Genomic DNA, 26,044 nt, shown 5'->3' with positions numbered 1-26,044 from the left:
ATCGACTCCGGCCACGGGCCAGGGTTCAGAATAATCACCTGCCAGCCGGATGGCGGTCTTGCTCCAGTGGACCGGCCCAATGGCATTGCGCCGATGACAGCGACGGCCCGGCTCGATAGGCGCAACGAATCAGCAATCGACCGTTGCTTCAGGAGCAACACCGGGTGCTGAAAAGCACGGAGACAAAAAAACGCCCCGTGCGAAAAATCGGACACGGGGCGATGCGTTATACCGCGAGACGGTTCAGGAATTCAGCCAACGTGAGGTCGCAAGTACTCGGCAGCAAACCTCGGTGAAGCGCGCAGGATCGGTCTGGATATCAGACCACCACCCCCTTGCGGCATTGCAGTTGCGCAGTGCGCACCCGGGAGAACGCCCGGGCCAGGCGCAGCAGCATTTCATCGATATTGCCCTTGCTGACACTCAGGGCCGGAGTGAAGCGCAGGCAGTCCGGTTGCGTGGCACTGAGCAACAACCCTTCGAGCAACGCCGCCTTGACCACCGCCTCAGCCGAGGCGTCGGCCAGGCTCATGCCCCAGAGCAGTCCATGGCCACGCACCTCGCCCTGTGCATAACGGCTCGCCAGACGAGTCAGCCCCTGCCCCAGGTACTGGCCATGGGTGCGCACCTGCTGCAGAAACCCGTGCTCCTGCAGACTGTCCAGCACCGCCAGGCCGGCCGAGGTCATCAGCGCATTGCCGTGATGCGTGCCGTCCAGTTCCCCCGGTTCGAAACAGCAGGCCTTGCCCCGCGCCAGCAGCGCCGCCAGCGGCACGCCGCCGCCCAGGCCCTTGCCCAAGGCGATGATGTCGGCGCGCACGCCATACAACTGTTCGGCCAGCAACGTGCCGCAACGGCCGATGCCGGTCTGCACCTCATCGAGAATCAACAGGATGCCCAGTTCACGACACAGACGTTCCACGCCCTTGAGGTAGTGTTCAGTCGCTGGAATGACCCCGGCCTCGCCCTGGATCGGCTCCAGCATGATGGCCACGGTTTGCGCATCCACTGCAGCATGCAAAGCGGGCAGGTCATTGAACGGTACCTGGCTGAAGCCCGGCAGTTGCGGCTCGAAGCGATTGCCCGAGGCATCAAGCCCCGCCGCCGACAGCGCGGCAAATCCACGACCATGGCAACTGCGACTGGCGGTGATGATGCCGGCCGCGCCGCCCCGGTGCAGTTGTCCCCACTTGCGTGCCAGCTTGATCGCGGCCTCGCAGGCTTCGCTGCCACTGCTCAACAGATAGGCCTGGTCGCTGCCGGTGCTGCGGCACAGACGATCGGCAAGCTTGAGCATGCCGCGGTTGTAGAAACCCGAGCCGGGGTTGATCAGCGACTGGGCCTGAGCGGCCAGGGCGTTGACCACGACCGAGGGGCTATGGCCCAGGCTGTTGGCGGCTCCGGCCTGGGTGAAGTCGAGATAAGTGCGGTCATTGCTGTCCCATAGCCAGGAACCCTGGCCACGCACGAACACTGTCTGGGGGCGCGGCACACTGGGCATCAGGCACTCACTGGCACAGCCATCGTCCGCAGCAGCCAGACATGGCTCGACGGCCAGATCCTCCAGACTGGGCGGGGTACGGCGCAGATTGAACAGATTCATGCCCGCAACCCCTCCAGGGGCAGCCCCAACAAGCGCGAGGACCAGTCCTCGACACGACCGGTGCGCAGGCGCTTGATGGCGATATCGCGCCAGCGCGAGGACAGCGCGGGGCAGTCAATCAGGGTTTTCAGACCGGCAGGCTCCAGGGGCTCCTGAAAAAAACAGCGCAGGGCCCAGGCCACGGTCAGGCCGGGATAGCTGCGCTGAATCAGTTCGAAGGGTTCGTCCGCCTGGACGAAGCCGGGTTTGAGCACCCGGTAGAACCAGCCACAGCGGCCATTGTCCTGGGCCTGCCGAGGCAGATTGACCAGCCCCCAGCGCTGGCTCAGGCGGTAGCAGGGTGAACGGGGCTGACTGACCTGCAACAACGCACCGCCCCAGCGGAACATGTCCCCCAGGCACACCTGCTCTTCGGTCAGGCCGCGGGTCGAGAGATTTTCGCCAAAGGCCGGAGCCGCCCAATCGAACTGTGGATAACGTTTGCGCCAGTGGGCGTAGTGCTCGGCAGGATAGTGATGCAGGGCCCGTTCAGGACCGGTATGAAAGCGCGGATCACCCTGTTCATCGCTGCCCAGGCCTTGTGGCCACAACCAGAGACGGTTTGCAACCGGGTGCTTGTCGGTATCTATGACCAGACCCTGGCCGATATTTTTTGCCTTGCCTATGTAAACACCATCGACGTAAACGGTATTCATCGCGCTTCTTGGCCCTGTAAGCCTTGTGAATAGGCGCTAGACTAGGCGCCTTGCGGGCTCCGGGCCATTTCGATTTTTAAGCTTTTTCGATAAGAAACACTTATGGATTTCAAGCAACTGCGTTATTTCGTCGCGGTGTATGAAGAAGGCCACGTGGGCCGTGCCGCAGAGCGCCTGTCGATCTCGCAACCGGCACTGTCCCAGCAGATCCGCCAATTGGAGCAGAACCTCGACGTCAGCCTGTTTGAACGCAGCAGCAAGCGGCTCTTGCCGACCCTGGCCGCCCACACTCTCTACAATCATGCCCTGCCCCTGCTCGATGGCCTGCAACAGGCCCGCGAAGCCTTGCGCAACTTCAAGGGCCAGGCCTTGCGCACCCTGGCCATCGGCGTACTGCAAACGGTGCACACCAGCCTGGTACCGCAGATGCTCGAACGGGTACGCAAGGCCCAACCCCATCTGGTGGTGCAGATCTACGAGCTGACGGGCCTGGAGATCGAACGGCGCTTGCTCAATGGCTCGCTGGATATCGGCATCAGCTACCTGCCACCACGCCAGCCCGGCCTGCATGGCGTTCCGCTCTATGAAGACGAGCTGACACTGGTCATCCCCGCGCAACACCCGCTGCGCGAGTTCAAGAAGGTATCCATGAGCCAGGCAGCGGAACTGCCGATGTTGCTACTGGGAGAGGAGTTTCAAGTGCGCCAGATCTGGCAGGCACAACTGGCCAATCTGGGACGGCGCCCGCAGGTGCAGGCGGAACTGAACAATATGGCCGGCATCCTCGACAGCCTGCCTCACACCCAACTGGCCACCGTGCTGCCGGGGCGTTCGCAACACCAGCACAGCAACAGCGAATTGCTGTGGAAGCCCTTGAGCGAACCCAGGGTGCCATTGAAAGTCGGGTTGGTCTGTCGCGATCTGCAGCGTCAGCAAGGGACCCTGGAATTGCTGCGAACCTTGCTGGAAGACTCGACGCACACCCACGACGGACGCCTGGGCACAACGGTAGTGCCGGACATCCTGGGCTGAACTCGCCAGAATAAAAAAGCCGGGCAAAAGAAAACCCCGCCGAAGCGGGGTTTTGCAGACTGTTTCCCTGACATCCTTTTCACTCCACCATCCTGGCGGAATCCTACGTGTCCGTGTTGTTGCTTTGCGCTTCCTGCGCGACGTCCATGTGAAGTAGATTAGCCTCAGCCGTCATCTACCGATATGGACGATCAGCAGCACGTTATGTAAGAGATTACTTACAAAACCCCTTTCCAGTTAAAACTGCTCAGCCGGCAACAGGAACAGCGATTCGCTACCCGCTTTCACCGAGGCGGTCAGTGAGTGAATACGCGGCAGCAGACGTGCAAAGTAGAACCGCGCGGTCCCCAGTTTGCTGGCATAGAACTCCTCTTCCTGCTCCTTGCCCAAAGCCGCCTTGGCCATCAACGCCCACATGTAGGCATAAGCGGTGTAGCCAAACACCTGCAGGTATTCCACCGAAGCCGCACCGATTTCATTCGGGTTGCTGATCGCTCGATCCAGCAGCCAGGCGGTCAGTTCATCCAGATTGTCCAGGGCCGCATTCAACGGCCGGGTGAACTCTGCCAGTTGCCCATCGGCCGTCGCGGTGAAATGGCGGATCTCATCGGCAAACAGACGGTAGAAAGCCCCGCCGCTGCCCACGATCTTGCGCCCCACCAGGTCCAGGGCCTGGATACCGTTGGTGCCTTCGTAGATCTGGGTGATCCGCACGTCGCGCACCAGCTGTTCCTGGCCCCATTCGCGAATGTAGCCGTGCCCGCCAAAGATCTGCTGGCCATGCACCGTGGTTTCCAGGCCCAGGTCGGTCAGGAATGCCTTGGCCACGGGGGTCAGCAAGGCCACCAGGCTTTCCGCGCGCTGGCGGGTCTGGGCGTCCTCACTGAACTTGGCGGTATCCAGTTGCATCGCCACATAGGTGGAAAATGCCCGACCGCCTTCGTTGGCGGCCTTCATGGTCAGCAGCATGCGCCGCACGTCCGGATGCACGATGATCGGGTCGGCGACCTTGTCCTTGGCTTGCGGCCCGGTCGGCGCACGACTCTGCAGACGGTCACGAGCATACTCAACAGCGTTCTGATAGGAGCGCTCACCGGTGGCCAGCCCCTGGATACCAACGCCCAGGCGCTCGTAGTTCATCATGGTGAACATCGCCGCCAGGCCCTTGTTCGGCTCGCCTACCAGGTAACCGATGGCCTGATCGAAGTTCATCACGCAAGTAGCCGAGGCCTGGATGCCCATCTTGTGCTCGATCGAACCACAGCTCACCGGGTTGCGCTCGCCCAGGCTGCCATCGGCGTTGACCAGGAACTTGGGCACCAGGAACAGGGAGATCCCCTTGGGGCCGGCCGGGGCGTCCGGCAGCTTGGCCAGCACCAGATGGATAATGTTTTCCGTCAGGTCGTGCTCACCGCCGGTAATGAAGATCTTGGTACCGCTGATAGCGTAGGCACCGTCGGCCCGGGGTTCGGCCTTGGTGCGGATGATGCCCAGATCGGTACCGGCATGGGGCTCGGTCAGGCACATGGAACCGGCCCAGACACCGGCGTACATGTTCGGCAAATAAGTGGCTTTCAGCTCTTCGCTGGCGTGGGCGTTGATCGACAGGCAGGCGCCCGCCGTCAGCATCGGATACAGGCCAAAGGCCAGGCTCGCGGAGTTGACCATTTCCTCGACCTGGGCAGAAACCGCCTTGGGCATGCCCATGCCGCCAAACTCGGGATCACCGCCCACGCCCACCCAACCGCCTTCGGCGTAGGTCTGATAAGCCTGGGGGAAACCCTGGGGAGTGGTGACCGCGGTGTCATTCCAGTGACAGCCTTCCTCGTCGGCAGCACGGCTCAGCGGAGCGATACTGCGGGCGGTGACCTTACCCGCTTCCTCCAGAATCGCCTCGACTGTCTCGGCGTCCACAGTCTCAGCCAGTGCCGGTAACTGGGCCCAGAGTTTGGCGACCTCGAAAACTTCATTGAGGACGAAGCGCATATCGCGCAGGGGCGCTTTGTAGTCAGCCATGGCAAACCTCGCAGGATCTAAACAAGCGGACCGCAACGGGCCCATTGACGAAAAGCCGAGTGTACCCGAACAACTTTTGCGACACATAGGGTCAACTAGTGACTTTATTGTTATTTTTGGTCACAGCCATGAATACGCAAGACAAAGCCCGCACGAAGCGGGCTTCATTCGGGCATCACGTCTATTTACAGAGCGAAGCAACGTGCCGGGAGCTGCATCAGGCAATCACTGCCGGCTTCGATCGCCCCCAGGTGCGCAGCAGTACGCGGCAACAAGCGCTTGAAGTAGAACTCACAGGTCGCCAGCTTGGCACGGGCAAAATCGCTGTCCCCCTGGCCGGCATCGAGCTGTTGCCGAGCCGCCAGGGCCATGCGCAGCCAGAGATAGGCCAGGACGATGTAACCGCTGTACATCAGGTAATCCTGGGCCGCCGCCCCCACTTCGTCCGGGTTCTTCAGCGCGGCCATGCCGAGCCTGGTGGTCAACTCGCCCCACTGACGGTTCAAGCCATCAAGTTGCGCGACATGGGCCTTGAGCTGAGGATGCTCGGCATGGGCCCCACAGAACCTGTGCACGATCTTGGTGAACCCCAGCAACAGCTTGCCCTGGCTGCCCAGCACCTTGCGGCCCAGCAAATCCAGGGCCTGGATGCCGTTGGTGCCTTCATAGATCAGGGCGATACGACAATCGCGCACCAGTTGCTCCATGCCCCACTCACGAATGTAGCCATGACCGCCAAACACCTGCATGCCGTGGTTAGTCACCTCAAGGCCGGTCTCGGTCATGAAGGCCTTGCAGATCGGGGTCAGGAAGGCCAGGAGGTTCTCGGCATCCTGACGCTGGGCCGCATCGCTGCTCAGGTGGGCCACGTCCAGCAACTGGGCGGTGAAATAGGCCAGGGCACGGTTGCCCTCGTTGAAGGCTTTCATGGTCAACAGCATGCGCCGCACATCCGGATGGACAATGATCGGATCCGCCGCCTTGTCCGGGGACTTGGGCCCGCTCAGGGAGCGCATCTGCAAACGATCGTTGGCGTAGCGGACCGCGCCCTGGAAACTGGCTTCCCCCAGGCACAAGCCCTGCATCCCGGTGCCCAGGCGCGCGTGGTTCATCATGGTGAACATGCAGTTCAGGCCTTTGTTGGCCTCGCCGAGCAGAAAGCCCCTGGCACCGTCAAAGTTCAAGACGCAAGTGGCCGAGGCCTTGATCCCCATCTTGTGCTCGATGGAGCCGCAACTCAGCGCATTGCGCTCGCCGGCCTCACCTGCCGCATCCAGCAGGAACTTGGGCACGATGAACAGGGAAATGCCCTTGGTCCCGGCCGGTGCGTCCGGCAGTTTGGCCAGTACCAGATGAATGATGTTGTCACTCATGTCGTGCTCGCCGGCAGAGATGAAAATCTTGCTCCCCGACACCGCATAGCTACCGTCGGCCCGGGGTATGGCGCGGGTCTTGATCAGCCCCAGGTCCGTGCCGCAGTGGGCTTCGGTCAGGCACATGGTGCCGGTCCACTGCCCGGCGGTGAGCTTGCGCAGGTACAACTGCTTCTGTTCATCGCTGCCATGGGCATGAATCGCCGACATGGCGCCATGGGTCAGCCCCGGGTACATGCCCCAGGAAGTGTTGCTGGAACCCACCATCTCGCCGATCACCAGTCCCAGGGACTGGGGCAGTCCCTGGCCGCCGTAGGCCGGATCGGCGGCCAGGCCATGCCAGCCGCCTTCGACGTATTGCGCGAAGGCCTGCTTGAAACCCTTGGGGGTGGTCACTGCGCCATTGTCAAAATGGCAGCCTTCCTCGTCACCCGAGCGATTGAGCGGGGCCAGGACGTTCTCGCAGAACTTCGCCCCTTCCTCAAGAATCGCGTTGACCATGTCCGGGCTGGCATCGCTGGCACCCAGTGCGGCATAGCCGGCATGAAAGTCAAAGACGTGATCGATCAGAAAGCGCATGTCGCGCAGGGGAGCTTGATACTCGGGCATGGTGGTTTCTCCGGCAGCAGATCACCCCAACCTACTGCCGTCGCCCTCAGCCTGCCAATGACGCTGCAGTCGCTGAATGCACCGTCATCAATCAACCCGCAGCGGTATCCATGCGCACCGCACCACGGCGGTTCTGACCGAATGCCATGACGCAGTTACGGCCAGCGCCCTTGGCGCTATAGAGCGCCTGGTCGGCAGCCTTGAGCACTTCCTCGGGGGTCCGATGCTCCATCAGCCGCTCGGCGACACCGATACTGATGGTCACCGAAACACTGGATGCTCCCGCCGCGCCACGGCGCTGGCGCCCCTGTTGATCATCCTGGGGACGGCTGTCCTGGTTGCGCAGCTGAATGTTGTAGGTGGCGATGATCTCGCGAATCATCTCCAGGTGCGGCATGCATTCATCCAGGGTCTTGCCGGCGAACACCACGGCGAACTCTTCCCCGCCATAGCGATAGGCCCGCCCGCCGCCGGTGACTTTGGACAGCTTGCTGGCCACCAGACGCAGCACCTGGTCGCCGACGTCGTGGCCGTGGGTGTCGTTGAATTTCTTGAAATGGTCGACGTCGGTCATGGCCAGCACATAGTTGCGCCCCAGGCGCTGCATCCGCTCATTGAGGGCCCGGCGCCCCGGCAGGCCGGTGAGCTCGTCGCGAAAGGCCATCTGATAGGCCTCATGAGCCACCGCCGCGGCGATCATCAGCATCACCTGGCTGCACATGATGTTCAGGGTGAACGGCAGGATGAAGGTCTTGGGCAGCATCCAGAACAGCCCCAGCAGGCCCACCAACTGCGCGGCGTGCAGTGGTCGCGGGCTGCGCCAATACTGGATCGCCAACAACAGGAAGGCGGCGAAGAACACCGGATACGACAACTGGATCAGGCTCATCCAGCTGCCGTGCAAGGCCGGCCAGCGAATCTCCGCCAGCCAGTTCAGCAAGGCCTGCGGGTAACTCTGCTCCAGGCCCAGGGCCACACTGCCAAATGCCAGCAGCACGGCAAAGCGCGCCACCATGTCCTGAAACAGATGGGTGCGCTCCTGCCAGGCGGCGAACAAGCCAAACAACAAAGGCAGCAGCAAACAGCACAGATGGAACACCACCGCCGCATCTTCGCGGACCCGGCCGTTATCCCGATAGAAGTCGGTCTGGGTATCCAGGAGGAAATAGGCGATGTACACCGTGACCATCAGGAACAGTTCGCGCTGGCGACGATACACCGCGCAATAGGCTCCGCCGAGCAACAGCACCAAGGTCGGCAGCACGTTGAACAGCGAAGTGAAGAAGACGTTGAGGTCCTTGACGTAGGCGGCCGCCAGCCCCGCAAGCAAAAGCAGTAAAGACGGTAGAAAGTGACTGAAACGTACAGCGGAAGAACGCGGCAAGGGTAAAACTCCGACCCGGCTGATCAATAGATGGCATTGTGCCTTCGTTTACTGAAGTTGAGCACACTTGCTGTGACAGACATCACATTGCCATCTCTTTAACGGCAGGAAATCGCTTCTGCTTAGCGTTTTAGTCGGGAATTTTCATGAAGATTCTGCGGGCACAAAAAAGCCGCTCGTCCCGAAGGTCGAGCGGCTTGGCAAAGGCGTCCAGTCAGGCTCAGTAAGCCAGGCCGAAGTCCTCTTCCTTCATGTCCATCAGGTTGTTGGCACCCGACAGCATGCTGGCAACGTGAGTGCGGGTACGCGGCAGGATGCGCTGGAAGTAGAAGCGCGCCGTCTGCAGCTTGGCGGTGTAGAACGCCTCTTCGGTCGTACCGGCTGCCAGTTTTTCAGCTGCCAGACGCGCCATGTCGGCCCAGAAGTAGGCCAGGCAGGCGTAACCGGAGTACATCAGGTAGTCCACCGAGGCGGCACCGACTTCTTCACGGTCCTTCATCGCGGCCATGCCCACTTTCATGGTCAGCTCGCCCCACTCCTTGTTCAGTGCGGCCAGCGGTGCAACGAACTCCTTCACGGCCTCGTTGCCTTCGTTGTTCTGGCAGAACTTGTGGACGATCTTGGTGAAGCCCTTGAGCGCCTCGCCCTGAGTCATCAGCACTTTACGGCCCAGCAGGTCCAGAGCCTGGATACCGGTGGTGCCTTCGTACAGCATCGAGATACGGCTGTCGCGAACGTTCTGCTCCATGCCCCACTCGGCGATGAAGCCGTGGCCACCGTAGATCTGCACACCGTGGTTGGCGGCTTCAAAACCGACTTCGGTCATGAACGCCTTGGCGATCGGAGTCATGAAAGCCAGCAGCGCATCGGCTTTCTTCTTCTCTTCTTCATCCACGCCGTACTTGACGATGTCCACCTGCTTGGCGGTGAAGTAGACCATCGCCCGGTTGCCTTCGGCGAAGGCCTTCATGGTCAGCAGCATGCGACGCACGTCAGGGTGCACGATGATCGGGTCAGCGGCCTTGTCCGGCGCTTTCGGGCCGGTCAGGGAGCGCATTTGCAGGCGGTCGCGAGCGTATTTCAGGCCACCCTGGAAGCCGATCTCGGCGTGGGCCAGGCCCTGCAGAGCGGTGCCCAGACGCGCGGTGTTCATGAAGGTGAACATGCAGTTCAGGCCTTTGTTCGCCGGGCCGATGAGGAAGCCGGTGGCCGCGTCGAAGTTCATCACGCAGGTGGCGTTGCCGTGGATGCCCATCTTGTGTTCCAGGGAGCCGCAGCTGACCGCGTTGCGCTGGCCGACACTGCCATCGGCGTTAGGCAGGAACTTGGGCACGATGAACAGCGAAATGCCTTTGGTGCCGGCCGGTGCGTCCGGCAGGCGAGCCAGAACGATATGGACGATGTTGTCGGCCATGTCGTGTTCGCCGGCGGAGATGAAGATCTTGGTGCCGGTAACCTTGTAGGAACCATCAGCCTGAGGCTCGGCCTTGGTGCGCAGCATGCCCAGGTCGGTGCCGCAGTGCGGCTCGGTCAGGCACATGGTGCCGGTCCATTCGCCCGACACCAGCTTGGTCAGATAAGCCTCTTGCTGCTCAGGGGTACCGTGCTCGGAAATGGTGTTCATCGCGCCATGGGATAGGCCTGGGTACATGCCCCACGACCAGTTGGCTTCGCCGACCATTTCGCTCACCGCCAGGCCCAGGGACTCAGGCAGACCCTGGCCACCGTGCGCGACGTCGTGAGCCAGGCTTGGCCAGCCGCCTTCGACGAACTGCTTGTAGGCTTCCTTGAAGCCGGTCGGGGTCTTAACGCCGGATTCACTCCAGGTGCAACCTTCCAGGTCGCCCACACGGTTCAGCGGAGCCAGCACCTGCTCACAAAACTTGGCACCTTCCTCAAGAATGGCGTCAACCATGTCCGGAGTGGCGTCCTGGCAAGCCGGGAGGCTCTGATAGTGCGCCTCATAGCCGAGCAGTTCGTCACGAACGAAGCGAATATCACGCAAGGGGGCCTTGTAGTCAGGCATAGCGATAAACCTCTGCTGATGTAACCGGGAATGAACAACCGCGTTGATTTTTTATAGCGGTCAAACAGGTGTTTGAAACATACGTTTAGGCCCAAATCTTGTCAAGCGCCGCTCCGATGCCTTTCGTCATCGAAACAAAATGCACGCGCAGGCCAATACCCACGGCTCTGCCATGAAGTGTAGGAGCCGGTTCACCGGCGATCAGTTACACAAGGAAATGAAGAAGCGGAACTACAGGAAGGAAAGGCATGAGCAAAAACCCGCCTCCCCTCAGGGAAACGGGCTTTTGTAAGAAGTGATCAAGCGTAGGTATCGATCAGGGTACCGAGTGCCTCATCAGAGGCCTTGGCAACCTTGACTCCCAGCTCCACCTGGATCTTGCCCATGGACATATCGACCATGCTGCTGGCCAGGTCCGACTCCTGGCTGCGATCCACGCCGTTCAGGCGATTGACCTGATCGGTAGACGCCCGGCTGTCGGAAGAGCGCTCGACGGCGCTGCTGGCGATCTGGCTGGAACCTTGATCGACACGATTCTGACCGGCCTGAATGGCATTCAGGCCAGCGTAGAAACCGCTGTTCCCGGAGATTTCCATGAAAGGACTCGACCTTGAAAATGAGTGACGGGTGTCATTGAAGCAGACGCGTCAAGAAAACACCCGTCAAAAACACTAATGGCAATATGCCTGCTCATAGGCAAAATCTAGTCCAGCAGATCCAGCTGCAGGTGCTCGGCCACCGCCTCGGCAGTGGCCGGCTTGAGTCGCGGCACTCTGCCAAGGCACGGCGCGGGCAAGCGTTCAGCCAAAGTCGCCAGGTTCTCTTCCAGACGAGAGGTCTTCGGTTCGATGATATTGGCCACCCAGCCCGCCAACTGCAGACCGTCCTGGGCAATCGCCTCGGCGCTCAGCAATGCGTGATTGATGCAACCCAGGCGCACGCCCACCACCAGAATCACCGGCAACCCCAGGGCCATGGCCAGGTCCGACAGGTTGTCCTGATCGGCCAGGGGCACCCGCCAGCCCCCGGCCCCTTCAATCAGGGTGAAGTCCGCGCCCTTGGCCAGCAGCTCGCGCATCGGCATCAGCAGCGATTGCACCGTCAACGCCACACCGGCCTCCCGCGCCGCCAGATGGGGCGCGATGGCCGGCTCGAAGGCGAATGGATTGACCTCTTCATAGCTCAGTGGCAACGACGACTGGGCCAGCAGCGCCAGGGCATCGGCATTGCGCAGGCCCTTGGGACCCAAGTCGCAACCGGAAGCCACCGGCTTGCCCGCCGCCGTGCTCAACCCGGCCACACGCGCCGCATGCAGCAACCCGGCAGCGATGGTGGTCTTGCCCACATCGGTGTCGGTTCCGGTAATGAAATAGGCAGCACTCATAGCGGTTTCTCCAACACGGCGTAGACCACCTGATAAGTCGCCGGCAGCCCCCCGGGCTGACGAAAGCCTTCATAAGCCTCGATCAGCCCGGCGATTCGCGCCCGCCCCGTGAGGCCGCCGGGGCGACCAGGGTTCAGATTATGCGCGCCCAAGGCCTTCAACTCGTGGGTCAGGCTGCGCACATCCGGGTAATGCAGCACATGGGGGCTCTGCTCCAGGCTGCGCACCTGCAGGCCGCTGGCCTCACACAACTGACGATAGCGTTCGAACTCACGGAACCGATTGACGTGCACCTGCCCATCGACCCGCCCCCAGCTCTCGCGCAACTCGTGCAAGGTGCCGACACACAAGCTGGCAAAGGCCAACACGCCACCCGGTTGCAGCACCCGCCGAGCCTCGCTGAGCACCGCCGAAAAATCCGCACACCACTGCACCGCCAGGCTGGAAAAAATCAGCCCGCAACTGCCGTTCTGCAAGGGCAGGCGCTCGGCGTCACCGGCGATGAAGTGCTCGGCACCGCCCAGAGGCCGCGCATGCTTGAGCATGCCCTCGGCAATGTCCAGGGCCAGCCCCTGACTGCCCGCATAGCGCTGCCCCAGCACACGACTGAAATGCCCGGTGCCACAGCCCAGGTCCAGCCATCTGGCCGGGACGGGGCCTGCAGGCAAGCGGTTCAACAACTGCTGGCCGACCGCTCGCTGCAACTCGGCAACACTGTCGTAACTGGCCGCGGCGCGGGAAAAAGAAGCCGCCACCTGACGCTTGTCAGGCAGGCCTGCGGGCAAGACAGCAACAGACAGATCAGTCATCACCGGACTCATGCAAGAAAGCCTGGATCGCCCCCGCCACTCCATGGGGATCCTCCAGAAGAAAACCGTGGCTGGCCTGCTCGATCAGGCCAACTTCTATATCCGGCAGCAAGGCCAGCAACTCGGCGGCCGCCTCGGCAGGCACCAGAGCATCCAGCCCGGCGAACAGGTGCAACTGCGGGCCGCGAAACCCCAGCAAGGCTTCGCGCGTATCCAACTGCGCCAACAACTCCAGGCCCGCCATCAGCACCGGCCCCGGCGTCGTCGGCGCGCCGCCCAGCAGCATCCGCGACAAGCCGCGGGGATCAACCGCGCCCTGGGCACACAGCAGGGAAAAGCGCTTGAGGGTGGTGCGCGGATCAGCGGCGCAACCGGCCAGGAAGCCATCAAAGACCTCACCGGACATGGCACTGGACCATTGCTCGTGAGCAACGAAACTGGGGTTGCTGGCCAGGGTCAACAAGCCGCAGCAGCGCTCGCCGCGTCGGGCCGCCAGCTCCGTGGCGAGCATGCCGCCCAGGGACCAGCCCCCCAGCCAGGCGTCCTCCGGCAGCGCGTCGTCGAGCTCGTCCAGCCATGCCTGCGGATCGCTGGAGCTCAGCTCCGGCAGGGGTTCGATCTCCACTCGCAAGTGTTCATCCAGCCCCTGCAACGCGGCAGCCAAGGGTTCCAGGGGCGACACGCCCAGCCCCCAGCCCGGCAACAGAATCAGTCGATCACGCATGGCCCGGCCTCGTTTGCAGTTCACTGAAACAATCCGCCAACGCGCTTAACAATAGCTGGACCTGTGCCTCGCTGTGGGCGGCGGACAACGTCACCCGCAGCCGCGCACTGCCGGCCGGCACGGTCGGCGGCCGGATGGCGGTGACCATGATGCCCCGCGAACGGAGCATCCGTGACAACTCCACGGCCCGGGTACTGTCGCCCACCATGATCGGCTGGATCGGGGTAAAGCTGTCCATCAGCTCCAGGCCAATCTGCTCGGCGCCCAGCCGGAACTGACGGATCAGATTGGCCAAGTGCTCGCGCCGCCAGTGTTCGCTGCGCAGCAACTCCAGGCTCTTGCGCGTGGCGCAGGCCAGGGCCGGCGGTTGGCTGGTGGTGTAGATGTAGGGCCGGGCGAACTGGACCAGCGTTTCGATCAACTCCTCGCTGCCGGCGACAAAGGCCCCGGCGGTGCCGAACGCCTTGCCCAGGGTGCCCACCAGCACCGGCACTTCATCCAGCCCCAGGCCAAAGTGCTCCACCAGCCCGCCGCCGTTGGCCCCCAGCGGACCAAAGCCATGGGCATCATCTACCATCAGCCAGGCACCGCGGGCCTTGGTTTCCCGGGCCAGGGCCGGCAGGTCGGCCACATCGCCGTCCATGCTGAACACCCCGTCGGTGACCACCAGGGTGTTACCGGTGGCCTTTTCCAGGCGCTTGGCCAGGCTGGCGGCATCGTTATGCAGATAGCGGTTGAAGCGAGCTCCGGAAAGCAGCCCGGCATCCAGCAGGGAGGCATGGTTGAGCCGATCCTCCAGCACCGTATCGCCCTGCCCGACCAGGGCCGTGACCGCACCGAGGTTGGCCATGTAGCCCGTGCTGAATAGCAACGCCCGGGGTCGCCCCGTGAGGTCCGCCAGGGCTTCTTCCAACTCGTGGTGAGGCGTGCTGTGGCCAATCACCAGATGGGACGCACCGCCGCCCACGCCCCAGCGGCTGGCCGCGTCGCGCCAGGCTTCGATCACTTGCGGGTGATTGGCCAACCCCAGGTAGTCGTTGTTGCAGAAGGCCAGCAACGGCTGGCCGTCCACCACCACTTGCGGCCCCTGGGGGCTTTCCAGCAGCGGACGCTGGCGATACAGATGTTCGGCACGGCGGGCAGCGAGGCGCGCGGCGAGATCAAAAGACATGCAGGCCTCGATGTTGGCTCACAGACACATTACCCGTAGCAGCGGGCTTGCCCGCGAAGCGAACAACCCGCCGCCCACCGGATTCACGCGGTTCACGGGGTTCGCCGGCAAGCCGGCTCCTACGGCACAGGGTCAGACGGCAGCGTTGTAGAACTGCTCGCTGATTTTCTGCTCCACCAGGGCCTGCTCGATAGCGGCCTGATGCACTTCGTCGGCATGCTCTTCCCGGGCTTCGGGCTGGATGCCCAGACGGGCGAACAACTGCATGTCCTTGTCGGCCTGGGGGTTGGCGGTGGTCAGCAGCTTGTCGCCGTAGAAAATCGAGTTGGCACCGGCGAAGAAGGCCAGGGCCTGCATCTGCTCGTTCATCGCCTCACGACCGGCGGACAGGCGCACATGGGATTGCGGCATGAGGATCCGCGCTACCGCGAGCATGCGGATGAAGTCGAACGGATCCACGTCCTCGGCGTTCTCCAGCGGGGTGCCGGCCACTTTCACCAGCATGTTGATCGGCACCGACTCCGGATGCTCCGGCAGGTTGGCCAGCTGGATCAGCAGACCGGCGCGGTCGTCGAGGGATTCGCCCATGCCGAGGATGCCGCCGGAGCAGATCTTCATCCCCGCGTCGCGCACATAGGCCAGGGTCTGCAGGCGCTCACTGTAGGTGCGGGTGGTGATGATGCTGCCGTAGAACTCCGGCGAGGTATCGAGGTTGTGGTTGTAGTAGTCCAGGCCGGCCTTGGCCAGGGCTTCGGTCTGCTCCTGATCCAGGCGCCCCAGGGTCATGCAGGTTTCCAGGCCCATGGCCTTCACGCCTTTGACCATCTCCAGCACATAGGGCATGTCCTTGGCCGAAGGGTGCTTCCAGGCGGCGCCCATGCAGAAACGCGTGGAACCAATGGCCTTGGCCCGGGCGGCTTCCTCCAGGACCTTCTGCACTTCCAGGAGCTTTTCCTTTTCCAGGCCGGTGTTGTAGTGGCCGGACTGCGGACAATATTTGCAATCTTCCGGGCAGGCGCCGGTCTTGATCGACAGCAACGTGGACACCTGGACCCGATTGGCATCGAAATGCGCGCGGTGCACCGTCTGCGCCTGGAACAGCAAGTCATTGAACGGCTGGACGAACAGGGCTTTGACTTCAGCCAAAGTCCAGTCATGACGCAGGGTAGCGGTGGTGCTGGCGCTCATGGGCGATTCCTTGATTATGCTTGGCAAGCGGCGCTGGACAGGGACGGTCCGCGGCCGCGACACGGATGTCCGGCATATTTAAGGAAGCGCCATGCACTGTCAACCCGAATACAAAGGACCGGTTTACATCTGGTCAAAAAACAAACAGAGCTGTTTGCTGTGCGATGAAGCCAGCGATTCGCTCCTGGCCCTGTGCAGCGCCTGCCAGGATGAGCTGCCCTGGCTCGGCGCCCAATGCTCGGTTTGCGCCCTGCCCCTGCCCGCCGTCGGCCTGACCTGTGGCCAGTGCCTGCAACACCCTCGCGCCTTTCAACGGGTCATCGTGCCCTGGCGCTACGACTTCCCGCTGGACAGCCTGATCAGCCGCTTCAAGCATCAGGAGCAATGGCCTTTTGGCCGCTTGATGGCCGAACTTTTCGCCCAGTTCCTGAACTTTCGCTTTGATGAGGGCCTGCCCAGGCCCGACTGCCTGCTGCCGGTGCCGCTGTCCCGCCGCCGCCTGCGCCAGCGGGGGTTCAATCAGGCTGACATGCTCGCCCGATGGCTGGGACAGCCCCTGCACCTGACAGTGGAGCCTGACCTGCTGCGGCGCGTCCAGGACACTCCGGCACAGCAGGGCCTGAATGCCCAGGCCCGGCGACGCAACCTGAGCCAGGCGTTCGCCCTCACCGCCAGCACCTCCGTGGCCGGCCGGCACCTGGCCCTGGTGGACGACGTCCTCACCACCGGGGCCACCGCCCAGGCCCTGGCACAGTTGCTGATGGGCGCTGGCGCCCGACAGGTGGATGTCTATTGCCTGGCCCGCACCCCAGGGGCCGAACACCGCGACTGACTTGACTCTGATTGCCCAAGTCGCAAACTCCCTGTCCACCGTCAGTGCCCGAAGCCCACCAGCCATGTCCCTGCCCACTCTGTTGACCCAGCACATCGTCCGCCGCCCGCAGCGCATCGCCTTGCTCCAGCACATCGCCGAACAGGGCTCCATCACCCGCGCGGCGAAAAGCGCCGGCCTGAGCTACAAGGCCGCCTGGGACGCCATCGACGAGTTGAACAACCTGGCCGCCAGCCCGCTGGTCGAGCGCAGCATCGGCGGCAAGGGCGGCGGCGGTGCCAGGCTGACGCCCGAAGGCCTGCGCGTGCTGCGCCTCTACCAACGCCTGCAAGCCCTGCAAGCCCAGGTCCTGGAGGCCGCGGAGGAGGCCAGCGACCTCGACCTGCTGGGACGCCTGATGCTGCGCACCAGTGCCCGCAACCAGCTGCACGGCAAGGTCCAGGCCATCGCCCCCCAGGGCTGCAACGACCTGATCAGCCTGAGTCTGGCCGAGGGCCTGATTCTCAAGGCGCAAATCACCCACGACAGCACCCAGCGCCTGGAACTGGCCGCCGGCACCGAAGTGGTGGCGCTGATCAAGGCCGGCTGGCTGGAGCTGCACCCCATCGGCGCCCCGGCAACAACTGGACACAATTGCCTGAGCGGCACCATCGAGCAGATTCTCCAAGCCGAAGCTGGCCCCTGGGAAGTCAGAGTGGTCCTGCCCAATGGCCAGACCCTCTGCGCCCTGGCCGAGCCCCGCCGGCTCAAAGACCTCGGGCTCAGAGAAAACCAGGCCGTCCAGGTGCACTTCTCCCCCGCCCAGGTCCTGCTCGGCACCCCGCTCTAAGCCGGACCCGGCGACTTGCGACTGCAATCTGTTCGTCATGGAGGCTCACTAAGGTGGCTGCAAAAATCTTCAGGGAGCCTGATATGAGCCTGCTATTGGAAGAAGACCAACCCACCGACCTGGAACAGATGGTCGGCCTCAGCCGCCGGGGTTTCATCGGTGCCGGAGCCCTGTGCGGCGCCGCACTGTTTCTCGGCGGCGGACTGCTCGGCCGCAGCGCCCTGGCCGCCGGTGTCAGCGCCGGCAACAGCCAGCTGCTGGGCTTTACCGGCATTGCGGCCGCCACCAGCGACAGCATCACCCTGCCACCGGGCTACAAGTCCTCGGTGCTGATCAGCTGGGGCCAGCCGCTGGCCAAGAACGGACCGGCCTTCGACCCCAGCGGCAACGGCACCGCCCAGGCCCAGGAAGTGCAGTTCGGCGACAACAACGACGGCATGAGCCTGTTCGCCTTCCCGGACGACCGCCACCGCGCGCTCATGGCGATCAACAACGAATACACCAACTACCGCTACCTCTACCCCCACGGCGGCCTGCCGCAGTCCGCCGAAGACGTGCGCAAGGCACAGGCCAGCGAAGGCGTGTCGGTCATCGAGGTGCAGCACAAGAACGGCCAATGGCAGTTCGTCCAGGGCTCGCGCTACAACCGGCGCATCCACGGCAACACGCCGATCCGCCTCAGCGGTCCCGCCGCCGGCCACGACCTGCTCAAGACCGCGGCCGACCCCAAGGGCAAGAAAGTCCTCGGCACCTTCCAGAACTGCGCCAACGGCAAGACGCCCTGGGGCACCTACCTGACCTGCGAAGAAAACTTCACCGACTGTTTCGGCAGCAGCAATGCCGAGCAGAAGTTCGACGCTGCGCAGAAACGCTACGGCGCCGTGGTGGCCAGCAAAGAGATCAACTGGCACCTGCACGACCCGCGCTTCGACCTGGCGAAGAATCCCAACGAACTCAACCGCCACGGCTGGGTAGTGGAGATCGACCCCTTCGATCCGCAATCGACCCCGGTCAAGCGCACCGCCCTGGGCCGCTTCAAGCATGAAAACGCCGCCCTGGCGCAAACCCGCGACGGCCGCGCCGTGGTCTACATGGGCGACGACGAGCGCGGCGAATTCATCTACAAGTTCATCAGCCGCGACCAGATCAACCACCGCAACCCCAAGGCCAACCGCGACCTGCTGGACCACGGCACCTTGTACGTGGCGCGCTTCGATGCCGGTGACGGCAATCCGGACCGGCCCAAGGGCCAGGGCCAGTGGATCGAGTTGACCCACGGCAAGAACGGCATCGACGCCAGCAGCGGCTTCGCCGACCAGGCCCAGGTGCTGATCCAGGCACGCCTGGCCGCCAGCGTGGTCCAGGCCACCCGCATGGACCGCCCGGAATGGATTGTGGTCAGCCCCAAGGACGGCCAGGTCTATTGCACCCTGACCAACAACGTCAAACGCGGCGAAGACGGCCAACCGGTTGGCGGGCCCAACCCGCGGGAGAAGAACGTCTACGGGCAGATCCTGCGCTGGCGCACCGGCAACGACGATCACGACGCCCTGAGTTTCACCTGGGACCTGTTCGTGGTCGCCGGCAACCCCGGCGTACATGCAGGTCAGCCCAAGGGCGGCTCGTCCAACATCACCCCAGAGAACATGTTCAACAGCCCCGACGGCCTGGGCTTCGACCAGGCCGGACGCCTGTGGATCCTCACCGACGGCGACTACAGCAACAGCGGCGATTTCGCCGGCATGGGCAACAACCAAATGCTCTGCGCCGACCCTCAGAGCGGCGAGATCCGCCGTTTCATGGTGGGGCCCGTGGGTTGCGAGGTCACCGGGATCGCCTTCGCCCCGGACCAGAAGACCCTGTTCGTCGGCATCCAGCACCCCGGAGAAAACGGCGGCTCGACCTTCCCCGAGCACCTGCCCAACGGCAAGCCACGCTCCTCGGTAATGGCCATCACCCGGGAAGACGGCGGCATCATCGGCGCCTGATCCTCGCGCTGTGCCCACCGGCTCCTCCCTTCGTAGGAGCCGGCTCGCCGGCGAACCACCGGCAAACCCTCCCCCACTGGCTCCCCGTCTGCGTTACCATGCCTGGCCGGACGCGGCAGCCTGCTGCGAGCAGGAGTAAGCATGTCCCACCCGTTTGAAACACTGACCCCCGACCTGGTCCTGGACGCCGTTGAAAGCATCGGCTTTCTCAGCGACGCCCGCGTATTGGCGCTCAACAGCTACGAAAACCGCGTCTATCAGGTGGGTATCGACGAAAGCGAACCACTGATTGCCAAGTTCTACCGGCCCCAGCGCTGGACCAACCAAGCCATCCTCGAAGAGCACCGTTTCACCTTCGAACTGGCCGAGTGCGAGGTGCCGGTGGTGGCGCCAATCGTCCACGACGGGGCCAGCCTGTTCGAGCACGCGGGCTTTCGCTTCGCCCTGTTTCCCCGCCGCGGCGGCAGGGCCCCGGAACCGGGCAACCTGGACCAGCTCTATCGCCTCGGCCAGTTGCTCGGGCGCCTGCACGCCGTAGGCGCGACCCGCCCCTTCGAGCACCGCGAAGCCCTGGGGGTGCAGAACTTCGGTCAAGACTCCCTGGCCACCCTGCTGCAAGGCGGCTTCATTCCCAAGAGCCTGCTGCCGGCCTACGAGTCCGTAGCCCGGGACCTGCTCAAGCGAGTGGAAGAGGTGTACCAGGCTACCCCGCACCAGACCATCCGCCTGCACGGCGATTGCCACCCGGGCAACATGATGTGCCGCGACGAGATGTTCCATATCGTCGACCTGGATGACTGCCGCATGGGGCCTGCCGTGCAGGACCTGTGGATGATGCTCGCCGGCAATCGCCAGGACTGCCTCGGCCAGCTCTCGGAACTGATGGATGGCTACAGCGAGTTCCACGATTTCGACCCACGGGAGCTAGCCCTTATCGAACCGCTGCGGGCCTTGCGCCTGATGCACTACAGCGCCTGGCTGGCGCGGCGCTGGGACGACCCGGCGTTCCCCCACAGCTTTCCCTGGTTCGGCAGCGAGCGTTACTGGGGCGAACAGGTCCTGGCCCTGCGCGAACAACTGGCGGCCCTCGACGAAGAGCCCCTCAAACTGTTCTGACCTGCCTGTAGGAGCTGGCTTGCCAGCGAAGAGGCCGATGAGGTCGCCTTCGCCGGCAAGCCGGCTCCTACAAGAGTCCACCTCGATACAACGCCAACCGTAGGAGCTGGCTCGCCAGCGAAGAGGCCCGTAAGTTCGCCATTGCCCACAAGCCCTCCCCCCACAGAAACGAGCGGCGCAAAAGTCAGGACATGTCCTAACAATTCTCCTTACAATCGCAGCTTTGTTAGCTGCCTAAGCAAGGACTCTGCATGCAAGCCGCCAACCCGCGTCGCGGGTACATCCTGGGCCTGACCGCCTACATCATCTGGGGTCTGTTTCCGCTCTATTTCAAAGCCATCGCCAGCGTTCCCGCCGTAGAAATCATCATCCACCGGGTGCTCTGGTCGGCGCTGTTCGGCGCTCTGTTGCTGATGGTGTGGAAGCATCCCGGCTGGTGGCGCGAGCTGCGCGACAACCCCAAGCGCCTGGCGATCCTGGCTCTGAGCGGCACCCTGATCGCCGGCAACTGGCTGACCTATGTCTGGGCGGTGAACAACGGACGCATGCTCGAAGCGAGCCTGGGCTACTACATCAACCCCCTGGTCAATGTGCTGCTGGGCATGCTGATTCTCGGCGAACGCCTGCGACGCCTGCAGTGGCTGGCGGTGATCCTGGCGGCGCTGGGAGTGGCCCAGCAAGTCTGGCAGGTGGGCAGCCTGCCCTGGGTGTCGCTGATACTGGCCCTGAGCTTCGGTTTCTATGGGCTGATCCGCAAGCAGGCGCCGGTCAAGGCCCTGCCCGGGCTGGTGGTGGAAACCTGGATGCTGGTACCCATTGCCCTGGGCTGGCTCCTGCTGCACCCCGACGCCAGCAGCGCCCAGGCCGAATTCTGGAGCAGCTCCCAGGCCTGGTGGCTGGTGGCCGCCGGTCCGGTCACGCTGATTCCCCTGGTGTGCTTCAACGCCGCCGCCCGGGACCTGCCCTACACCACCCTGGGCTTCCTCCAGTACCTGGCACCAACCTTGGTATTGCTGCAGGCGGTGCTGCTGTTCGGTGAGCAGTTGTCTGCCAGCACCCTGCTGGCCTTCATGTTTATCTGGGCCGGTCTGGCGGTGTACAGCGTCGATGCCTGGCTCAGCCTGCGCGGCCGCCGCTGATCAAAAAACACCCAACACTCTGCAGGCCATGCCAGTCGTGGCCTGCAGCAGTTCTTCCCAAGGTTATCCACAACCTGATCCCCGCCCTTTGTGCACAAGCCCTTGAAACTGCTGGTTTTTTGATCAGGACACGCAACGCTGCGGCGGTACTGGGCTGGCGCCGGGTTTCTACAGGTTATCCACAGGCGCATGCACGGTTTACTGGGATAACCCCCAAGAGTGGTACTCAGACCTCGCTGCGTAGCACCAACTCCACCATCAGGTCGTCAGCCAGGGTTTCCAGGCGCGACTGCAATACATCCAGAGACAAGGTCAGAGGCACCGCCAGAACTGCCTCCGCGTGAAACAGCGGCTCGCTGCTCATGGGCGCCGGGCGCACCTCGGTCACCAGCCGTTCGAGATTGACCCCCTGTTCCGCCAGCAAGCGCGTGATGTCGCGAACGATCCCCGGGCGATCGTTGCCCACCAGCTCCATGGCGATGGGTTTCCAGGTGCAGGACTGTTCGATGCCACTTTCGGCGATCAACACCCGGATGCCCTGGGCCGACAAGCCCTGCAAGGCATCCACCAGCTCATCGTAGGCCTCGGCCGGCACCCCGACCCGCAAGATGCCGGCAAACTGCCCGGCCATGCGCGACAGGCGACTTTCCAGCCAGTTGCCGCCATGTTCGGCGATGCACTGGGCGATCCGCTCGACCTGTCCGGCCTTGTCCGGGGCGAATACCGTGAGAACGAGATGGTCCATGGCGCAGCCCTCTTTTCATGATGAAAGAGCAATTATAGGCAGCCTCAATCCCCGCGCCTTCCAGCCCATATCGCGGCAGCTTGTGTAGGCGCTGGCTTGCCAGCGAATGCGCCCGCAAGGCCGACGCAAACCCCGAAGGCCCATTCGCCGGCAAGCCGACTCCTACGAGGGCAGCGCAGGGCAAAACACAAATCGTGTACAACTTTTTGTATTTATATGGAACAATCCACCGTCTTTTTGAGAACACCGCGTCCCCCAGCGTGACCGCACTGCATTCTTAAGTCGCGGAACGACGAATTTAGTCTAATTTTCACAACCGCAATTCATCATGTAGTATGCCGCAGCGCGCACTACATAACGTTGGAACGATGTCCGCCAAGGCCTGACTGCAACCCCTGCAACCCCCCATCAGCAAGGCTCTGCCGTTGATTGGAAGCACCCAGCCGCCCGCAATGGCATGTACTGGTGAACAGGGTTGTGCTTTAAATGGCCGCCGGCTTCATTGTTAATTTGAAGAGCTGAAAAGCGAAATAGCTGAGCAGAGTGAGGCAAGCAATGACTGAACACGTTCAAGTCGGTGGCCTGCAGGTCGCCAGAGTCCTGTTCGACTTCGTGAACAACGAAGCCATTCCCGGTACCGGCCTCACCGCCGACGCGTTCTGGGCCGGTGCCGACAAGGTCATTCACGACCTGGCACCGAAGAACAAAGCCCTACTCGCCAAACGCGACGATTTACAGGCGCGGATCGATGCCTGGCACCAGTCCCGTGCCGGCCAGGCCCACGATGCCGTGGCCTACAAAGCCTTCCTGCAAGACATCGGTTACCTGCTGCCAGAAGCGGCGGATTTCCAGGCCACGACGCAAAACGTCGATGAAGAAATCGCCCACATGGCCGGCCCGCAGCTGGTGGTGCCGGTGATGAATGCGCGCTTCGCCCTCAACGCCTCCAACGCCCGCTGGGGCTCGCTGTACGACGCGCTGTACGGCACCGACGCCATCAGCGAAGCCGATGGCGCGGAAAAAGGCAAAGGCTACAACAAGGTTCGCGGCGACAAGGTCATTGCCTTCGCCCGTGCCTTCCTCGATGAGTCGGCGCCGCTGACCGCCGGCTCCCACGTGGATTCGCTGAGCTACAAGATCGTCGGCGGCAAGCTGGTGGTGGGCCTCAAGGGCGGTAGCAACAGCGGCCTGCGCGACGATGCGCAACTGATCGGCTACCAGGGCGATGCCGCAGCCCCTACCGCGATCCTGCTCAAGCACAACGGCCTGCACTTCGAGATCCAGATCGACGCCGCAAGCCCGGTCGGCCAGACCGATGCCGCCGGGGTCAAGGACCTGCTGATGGAAGCGGCCCTGACCACCATCATGGACTGCGAAGACTCGGTCGCCGCCGTCGATGCCGATGACAAGGTGGTGATCTACCGCAACTGGCTCGGCCTGATGAAGGGCGACCTGGCGGAAGAAGTGAGCAAGGGTGGCAAGTCCTTCACCCGCACCATGAACGCCGACCGCGAATACACCGGCGTCAACGGCGAGCCGGTGAAACTGCACGGTCGCTCGCTGCTGTTCGTGCGCAACGTCGGCCACCTGATGACCATCGACGCGATCCTCGACAAGCACGGCAACGAAGTGCCGGAAGGCATCCTCGACGGCCTGGTCACCAGCCTCGCGGCGATCCACAACCTCAACGGCAACACCTCGCGCAAGAACAGCCGCACCGGCTCGGTGTACATCGTCAAGCCGAAGATGCACGGCCCTGAAGAAGCCGCGTTCACCAACGAACTGTTCGGCCGCATCGAAGAGGTGCTGAACCTGCCGCGCAACACCCTGAAAGTCGGAATCATGGACGAGGAGCGCCGCACCACGGTCAACCTCAAGGCCTGCATCAAGGCCGCCAGCGAGCGCGTGGTGTTCATCAACACCGGCTTCCTCGACCGCACCGGCGACGAGATCCACACCTCCATGGAAGCCGGCGCCATGGTGCGCAAGGCCGACATGAAGGCCGAGAAATGGATCGGCGCCTACGAAAACTGGAACGTCGACATCGGCCTGTCCACCGGCCTGCAAGGCCGCGCGCAGATCGGCAAGGGCATGTGGGCCATGCCGGATCTGATGGCCGCCATGCTCGAACAGAAAATCGCCCACCCGCTGGCCGGTGCCAATACCGCCTGGGTGCCGTCGCCAACCGCCGCTGCCCTGCACGTGCTGCACTACCACAAGGTCGACGTGTTCGCCCGTCAGGCCGAACTGGCCAAGCGCCCTCGCGCTTCGGTGGACGACATCCTGACCATCCCCCTGGCCAGCGACACCAACTGGTCGGCCGAGCAGATCAAGAACGAACTGGACAACAACGCCCAGGGCATTCTCGGCTACGTAGTGCGCTGGATCGACCAGGGCGTGGGCTGCTCCAAGGTGCCGGACATCAACGACGTCGGCCTGATGGAAGACCGCGCCACCCTGCGCATCTCCAGCCAGCACATCGCCAACTGGCTGCGCCACGGCGTGGTGACCCAGGAGCAGGTGCTGGAAAGCCTCAAGCGCATGGCCCCGGTGGTTGACCGGCAGAACGCCGGCGACCCGCTGTACCGCCCGCTGGCGCCGGACTTCGACAGCAACATCGCCTTCCAGGCCGCCCTGGAACTGGTGATCGAAGGCACCCAGCAGCCCAACGGCTACACCGAGCCGGTCCTGCACCGTCGCCGTCGCGAGTTCAAGGCCAAGAACGGCCTGTAACAACGCCTGGCAACACCCATTAAAAAGCCCCGGTCCTGTGGACCGGGGCTTTTTTATTGCCAGTGTCAAAGCCTTCTAGCGCACCACTCCCAGCTCATGCTTGACCAGGGCCAGAAGCTTGCCGGTATCGATGGGCTTGAGCAGGAAATCCACCACGCTCAGGTGCATGGCGGCAATCGCATCGCGCACATCGGCGTCACCGGAAATGATGATGATCGGCAGCGCCGCCCGCTCCGATTCACGCACCCGGCGAATCAGATCCAGGCCACTGCAGGGCGCCATGCGCAGATCAGTGATCAGCAGGCCGATGGATTTGTTCGATTCGAGCAGTTCGAGAGCGGCCTTGCCGCTGGCGGCGGTCATGCAGCGAATGCCATCCAGACCCAGAATTTCCGCAAGCAGCTCCCGGGCATCCTTGTCGTCATCGGCAATGAGCACACGCTGAGCGGGCAGGTCCGGCTCAAGCATGGCCTCGCTCAGAGCCTCGCGCTCGGCGTCACTCAAAATATCGTGGTCGGGCATACATTTCTCAACATGAACCAATCAATCCCCTAGCACTGTGGTCAGACATCGCTAAGCAGGCTTCCAATGTGCACTTCGTCGGAAAAATTGCCAAGAGCCCCGATCAGAGCGTTTTCGCATGGATGA

21 protein-coding genes are annotated in these 26,044 nt (G+C 63.1%); 7 read left to right on the top strand and 14 right to left on the bottom strand.

Features of this window, described 5'->3' with window-relative positions; genetic code table 11:
* Window positions 1-319: 319 nt before the first annotated feature.
* Window positions 320-1,603 carry an aspartate aminotransferase family protein gene (locus BLV47_RS01660; RefSeq protein ID WP_092309218.1) on the bottom strand — a complete coding sequence of 428 codons (1,284 nt, stop codon included), beginning with the start codon at window positions 1,601-1,603 and terminating at the stop codon, window positions 320-322.
* Window positions 1,600-2,298: an MOSC domain-containing protein gene (locus BLV47_RS01655; protein WP_092309215.1), complete on the bottom strand. Its 699-nt coding sequence runs from the start codon at window positions 2,296-2,298 to the stop codon at window positions 1,600-1,602. The genes BLV47_RS01660 and BLV47_RS01655 overlap by 4 nt, the downstream gene beginning before the upstream one ends.
* A 102-nt stretch (window positions 2,299-2,400) precedes the next feature.
* Between BLV47_RS01655 and BLV47_RS01650 the strand changes: the two genes are divergently transcribed.
* Complete coding sequence (locus tag BLV47_RS01650; protein ID WP_092309213.1) at window positions 2,401-3,330, top strand: LysR family transcriptional regulator; 930 nt, start codon at window positions 2,401-2,403, stop codon at window positions 3,328-3,330.
* Between the two features lie 237 nt (window positions 3,331-3,567).
* On the opposite strand, the gene BLV47_RS01645 is transcribed toward BLV47_RS01650, so the two are convergent.
* The 10 genes from BLV47_RS01645 to bioB form a co-directional block, all read right to left on the bottom strand.
* On the bottom strand, window positions 3,568-5,346 hold the full coding sequence (locus tag BLV47_RS01645; RefSeq protein WP_092309210.1) for an acyl-CoA dehydrogenase C-terminal domain-containing protein: 1,779 nt from the start codon (window positions 5,344-5,346) through the stop codon (window positions 3,568-3,570).
* A gap of 185 nt (window positions 5,347-5,531) precedes the next feature.
* Window positions 5,532-7,328: an acyl-CoA dehydrogenase C-terminal domain-containing protein gene (locus BLV47_RS01640; protein WP_092309207.1), complete on the bottom strand. Its 1,797-nt coding sequence runs from the start codon at window positions 7,326-7,328 to the stop codon at window positions 5,532-5,534.
* Between the two features lie 91 nt (window positions 7,329-7,419).
* A complete protein-coding gene (locus BLV47_RS01635) occupies window positions 7,420-8,712 on the bottom strand; it encodes a GGDEF domain-containing protein (protein WP_060841401.1) in 1,293 nt (430 codons plus the stop codon).
* Window positions 8,713-8,932: 220 nt separating this feature from the next.
* Window positions 8,933-10,738: a phenylacyl-CoA dehydrogenase gene (locus BLV47_RS01630; protein ID WP_092309205.1), complete on the bottom strand. Its 1,806-nt coding sequence runs from the start codon at window positions 10,736-10,738 to the stop codon at window positions 8,933-8,935.
* A gap of 299 nt (window positions 10,739-11,037) precedes the next feature.
* On the bottom strand, window positions 11,038-11,334 hold the full coding sequence (locus BLV47_RS01625; protein ID WP_092309202.1) for a pyrroloquinoline quinone biosynthesis protein PqqE: 297 nt from the start codon (window positions 11,332-11,334) through the stop codon (window positions 11,038-11,040).
* A gap of 107 nt (window positions 11,335-11,441) precedes the next feature.
* Window positions 11,442-12,122 (bottom strand): dethiobiotin synthase, encoded by a 681-nt coding sequence (gene bioD / locus BLV47_RS01620; protein WP_092309199.1) that lies wholly within the window; start codon window positions 12,120-12,122, stop codon window positions 11,442-11,444.
* Window positions 12,119-12,931, bottom strand: coding sequence for a malonyl-ACP O-methyltransferase BioC (gene bioC, locus BLV47_RS01615; RefSeq protein ID WP_092309196.1), 813 nt, complete (start codon window positions 12,929-12,931; stop codon window positions 12,119-12,121). The genes bioD and bioC overlap by 4 nt, the downstream gene beginning before the upstream one ends.
* Window positions 12,924-13,655 (bottom strand): alpha/beta fold hydrolase, encoded by a 732-nt coding sequence (locus BLV47_RS01610; protein ID WP_092309193.1) that lies wholly within the window; start codon window positions 13,653-13,655, stop codon window positions 12,924-12,926. The genes bioC and BLV47_RS01610 overlap by 8 nt, the downstream gene beginning before the upstream one ends.
* Window positions 13,648-14,826 carry an 8-amino-7-oxononanoate synthase gene (bioF, locus tag BLV47_RS01605; RefSeq protein WP_092309190.1) on the bottom strand — a complete coding sequence of 393 codons (1,179 nt, stop codon included), beginning with the start codon at window positions 14,824-14,826 and terminating at the stop codon, window positions 13,648-13,650. The genes BLV47_RS01610 and bioF overlap by 8 nt, the downstream gene beginning before the upstream one ends.
* A gap of 132 nt (window positions 14,827-14,958) precedes the next feature.
* Complete coding sequence (bioB, locus tag BLV47_RS01600) at window positions 14,959-16,014, bottom strand: biotin synthase BioB (RefSeq protein WP_092309187.1); 1,056 nt, start codon at window positions 16,012-16,014, stop codon at window positions 14,959-14,961.
* 91 nt (window positions 16,015-16,105) lie between these two features.
* Here bioB and BLV47_RS01595 point away from each other — a divergent pair, with 91 nt between their 5' ends.
* The 5 genes from BLV47_RS01595 to rarD all read left to right on the top strand — a co-directional run bounded on the left by BLV47_RS01595 (window position 16,106) and on the right by rarD (window position 21,918).
* A complete protein-coding gene (locus tag BLV47_RS01595) occupies window positions 16,106-16,846 on the top strand; it encodes a ComF family protein (protein WP_092309184.1) in 741 nt (246 codons plus the stop codon).
* Window positions 16,847-16,910: 64 nt separating this feature from the next.
* The gene (locus BLV47_RS01590; protein WP_092309181.1) at window positions 16,911-17,675 is read left to right on the top strand and encodes a TOBE domain-containing protein; all 765 of its coding nucleotides are present in this window, start codon (window positions 16,911-16,913) and stop codon (window positions 17,673-17,675) included.
* A gap of 83 nt (window positions 17,676-17,758) precedes the next feature.
* Complete coding sequence (locus BLV47_RS01585; protein WP_092309178.1) at window positions 17,759-19,663, top strand: PhoX family protein; 1,905 nt, start codon at window positions 17,759-17,761, stop codon at window positions 19,661-19,663.
* Between the two features lie 141 nt (window positions 19,664-19,804).
* Window positions 19,805-20,779, top strand: coding sequence for a serine/threonine protein kinase (locus tag BLV47_RS01580; RefSeq protein ID WP_092309175.1), 975 nt, complete (start codon window positions 19,805-19,807; stop codon window positions 20,777-20,779).
* Window positions 20,780-21,030: 251 nt separating this feature from the next.
* On the top strand, window positions 21,031-21,918 hold the full coding sequence (gene rarD / locus BLV47_RS01575) for an EamA family transporter RarD (RefSeq protein WP_092309172.1): 888 nt from the start codon (window positions 21,031-21,033) through the stop codon (window positions 21,916-21,918).
* A gap of 226 nt (window positions 21,919-22,144) precedes the next feature.
* Here rarD and BLV47_RS01570 read toward each other — a convergent pair whose 3' ends face one another.
* Complete coding sequence (locus BLV47_RS01570) at window positions 22,145-22,663, bottom strand: glycine cleavage system transcriptional repressor (RefSeq protein WP_092309169.1); 519 nt, start codon at window positions 22,661-22,663, stop codon at window positions 22,145-22,147.
* 555 nt (window positions 22,664-23,218) lie between these two features.
* Between BLV47_RS01570 and BLV47_RS01565 the strand changes: the two genes are divergently transcribed.
* Entirely contained in the window at window positions 23,219-25,396 is a 2,178-nt protein-coding gene (locus tag BLV47_RS01565; protein WP_092309166.1) for a malate synthase G, read from the top strand.
* 75 nt (window positions 25,397-25,471) lie between these two features.
* Here BLV47_RS01565 and BLV47_RS01560 read toward each other — a convergent pair whose 3' ends face one another.
* Window positions 25,472-25,918 carry a response regulator gene (locus BLV47_RS01560; RefSeq protein WP_092309163.1) on the bottom strand — a complete coding sequence of 149 codons (447 nt, stop codon included), beginning with the start codon at window positions 25,916-25,918 and terminating at the stop codon, window positions 25,472-25,474.
* Window positions 25,919-26,044 lie beyond the last annotated feature (126 nt).

Origin of the sequence: Pseudomonas saponiphila (assembly GCF_900105185.1) — a bacterium.
Taxonomy (GTDB): Bacteria; Pseudomonadota; Gammaproteobacteria; order Pseudomonadales; family Pseudomonadaceae; genus Aquipseudomonas; species Aquipseudomonas saponiphila.
Note: the sequence above shows the minus strand (reverse complement) of the source record. Positions and strands in the feature narration are given on the sequence as shown.

Bases quoted from the DNA above. Each gene is read 5' to 3' on its own strand.
- BLV47_RS01660 (WP_092309218.1), bottom strand. From the start codon at position 1,603: ATGAATCTGTTCAATCTGCGCCGTACCCCGCCCAGTCTGGAGGATCTG.
- BLV47_RS01655 (WP_092309215.1), bottom strand. From the start codon at position 2,298: ATGAATACCGTTTACGTCGATGGTGTTTACATAGGCAAGGCAAAAAAT.
- BLV47_RS01650 (WP_092309213.1), top strand. From the start codon at position 2,401: ATGGATTTCAAGCAACTGCGTTATTTCGTCGCGGTGTATGAAGAAGGC.
- BLV47_RS01645 (WP_092309210.1), bottom strand. From the start codon at position 5,346: ATGGCTGACTACAAAGCGCCCCTGCGCGATATGCGCTTCGTCCTCAAT.
- BLV47_RS01640 (WP_092309207.1), bottom strand. From the start codon at position 7,328: ATGCCCGAGTATCAAGCTCCCCTGCGCGACATGCGCTTTCTGATCGAT.
- BLV47_RS01630 (WP_092309205.1), bottom strand. From the start codon at position 10,738: ATGCCTGACTACAAGGCCCCCTTGCGTGATATTCGCTTCGTTCGTGAC.
- BLV47_RS01625 (WP_092309202.1), bottom strand. From the start codon at position 11,334: ATGGAAATCTCCGGGAACAGCGGTTTCTACGCTGGCCTGAATGCCATT.
- bioD (WP_092309199.1), bottom strand. From the start codon at position 12,122: ATGAGTGCTGCCTATTTCATTACCGGAACCGACACCGATGTGGGCAAG.
- bioC (WP_092309196.1), bottom strand. From the start codon at position 12,931: ATGACTGATCTGTCTGTTGCTGTCTTGCCCGCAGGCCTGCCTGACAAG.
- BLV47_RS01610 (WP_092309193.1), bottom strand. From the start codon at position 13,655: ATGCGTGATCGACTGATTCTGTTGCCGGGCTGGGGGCTGGGCGTGTCG.
- bioF (WP_092309190.1), bottom strand. From the start codon at position 14,826: ATGTCTTTTGATCTCGCCGCGCGCCTCGCTGCCCGCCGTGCCGAACAT.
- bioB (WP_092309187.1), bottom strand. From the start codon at position 16,014: ATGAGCGCCAGCACCACCGCTACCCTGCGTCATGACTGGACTTTGGCT.
- BLV47_RS01595 (WP_092309184.1), top strand. From the start codon at position 16,106: ATGCACTGTCAACCCGAATACAAAGGACCGGTTTACATCTGGTCAAAA.
- BLV47_RS01590 (WP_092309181.1), top strand. From the start codon at position 16,911: ATGTCCCTGCCCACTCTGTTGACCCAGCACATCGTCCGCCGCCCGCAG.
- BLV47_RS01585 (WP_092309178.1), top strand. From the start codon at position 17,759: ATGAGCCTGCTATTGGAAGAAGACCAACCCACCGACCTGGAACAGATG.
- BLV47_RS01580 (WP_092309175.1), top strand. From the start codon at position 19,805: ATGTCCCACCCGTTTGAAACACTGACCCCCGACCTGGTCCTGGACGCC.
- rarD (WP_092309172.1), top strand. From the start codon at position 21,031: ATGCAAGCCGCCAACCCGCGTCGCGGGTACATCCTGGGCCTGACCGCC.
- BLV47_RS01570 (WP_092309169.1), bottom strand. From the start codon at position 22,663: ATGGACCATCTCGTTCTCACGGTATTCGCCCCGGACAAGGCCGGACAG.
- BLV47_RS01565 (WP_092309166.1), top strand. From the start codon at position 23,219: ATGACTGAACACGTTCAAGTCGGTGGCCTGCAGGTCGCCAGAGTCCTG.
- BLV47_RS01560 (WP_092309163.1), bottom strand. From the start codon at position 25,918: ATGCCCGACCACGATATTTTGAGTGACGCCGAGCGCGAGGCTCTGAGC.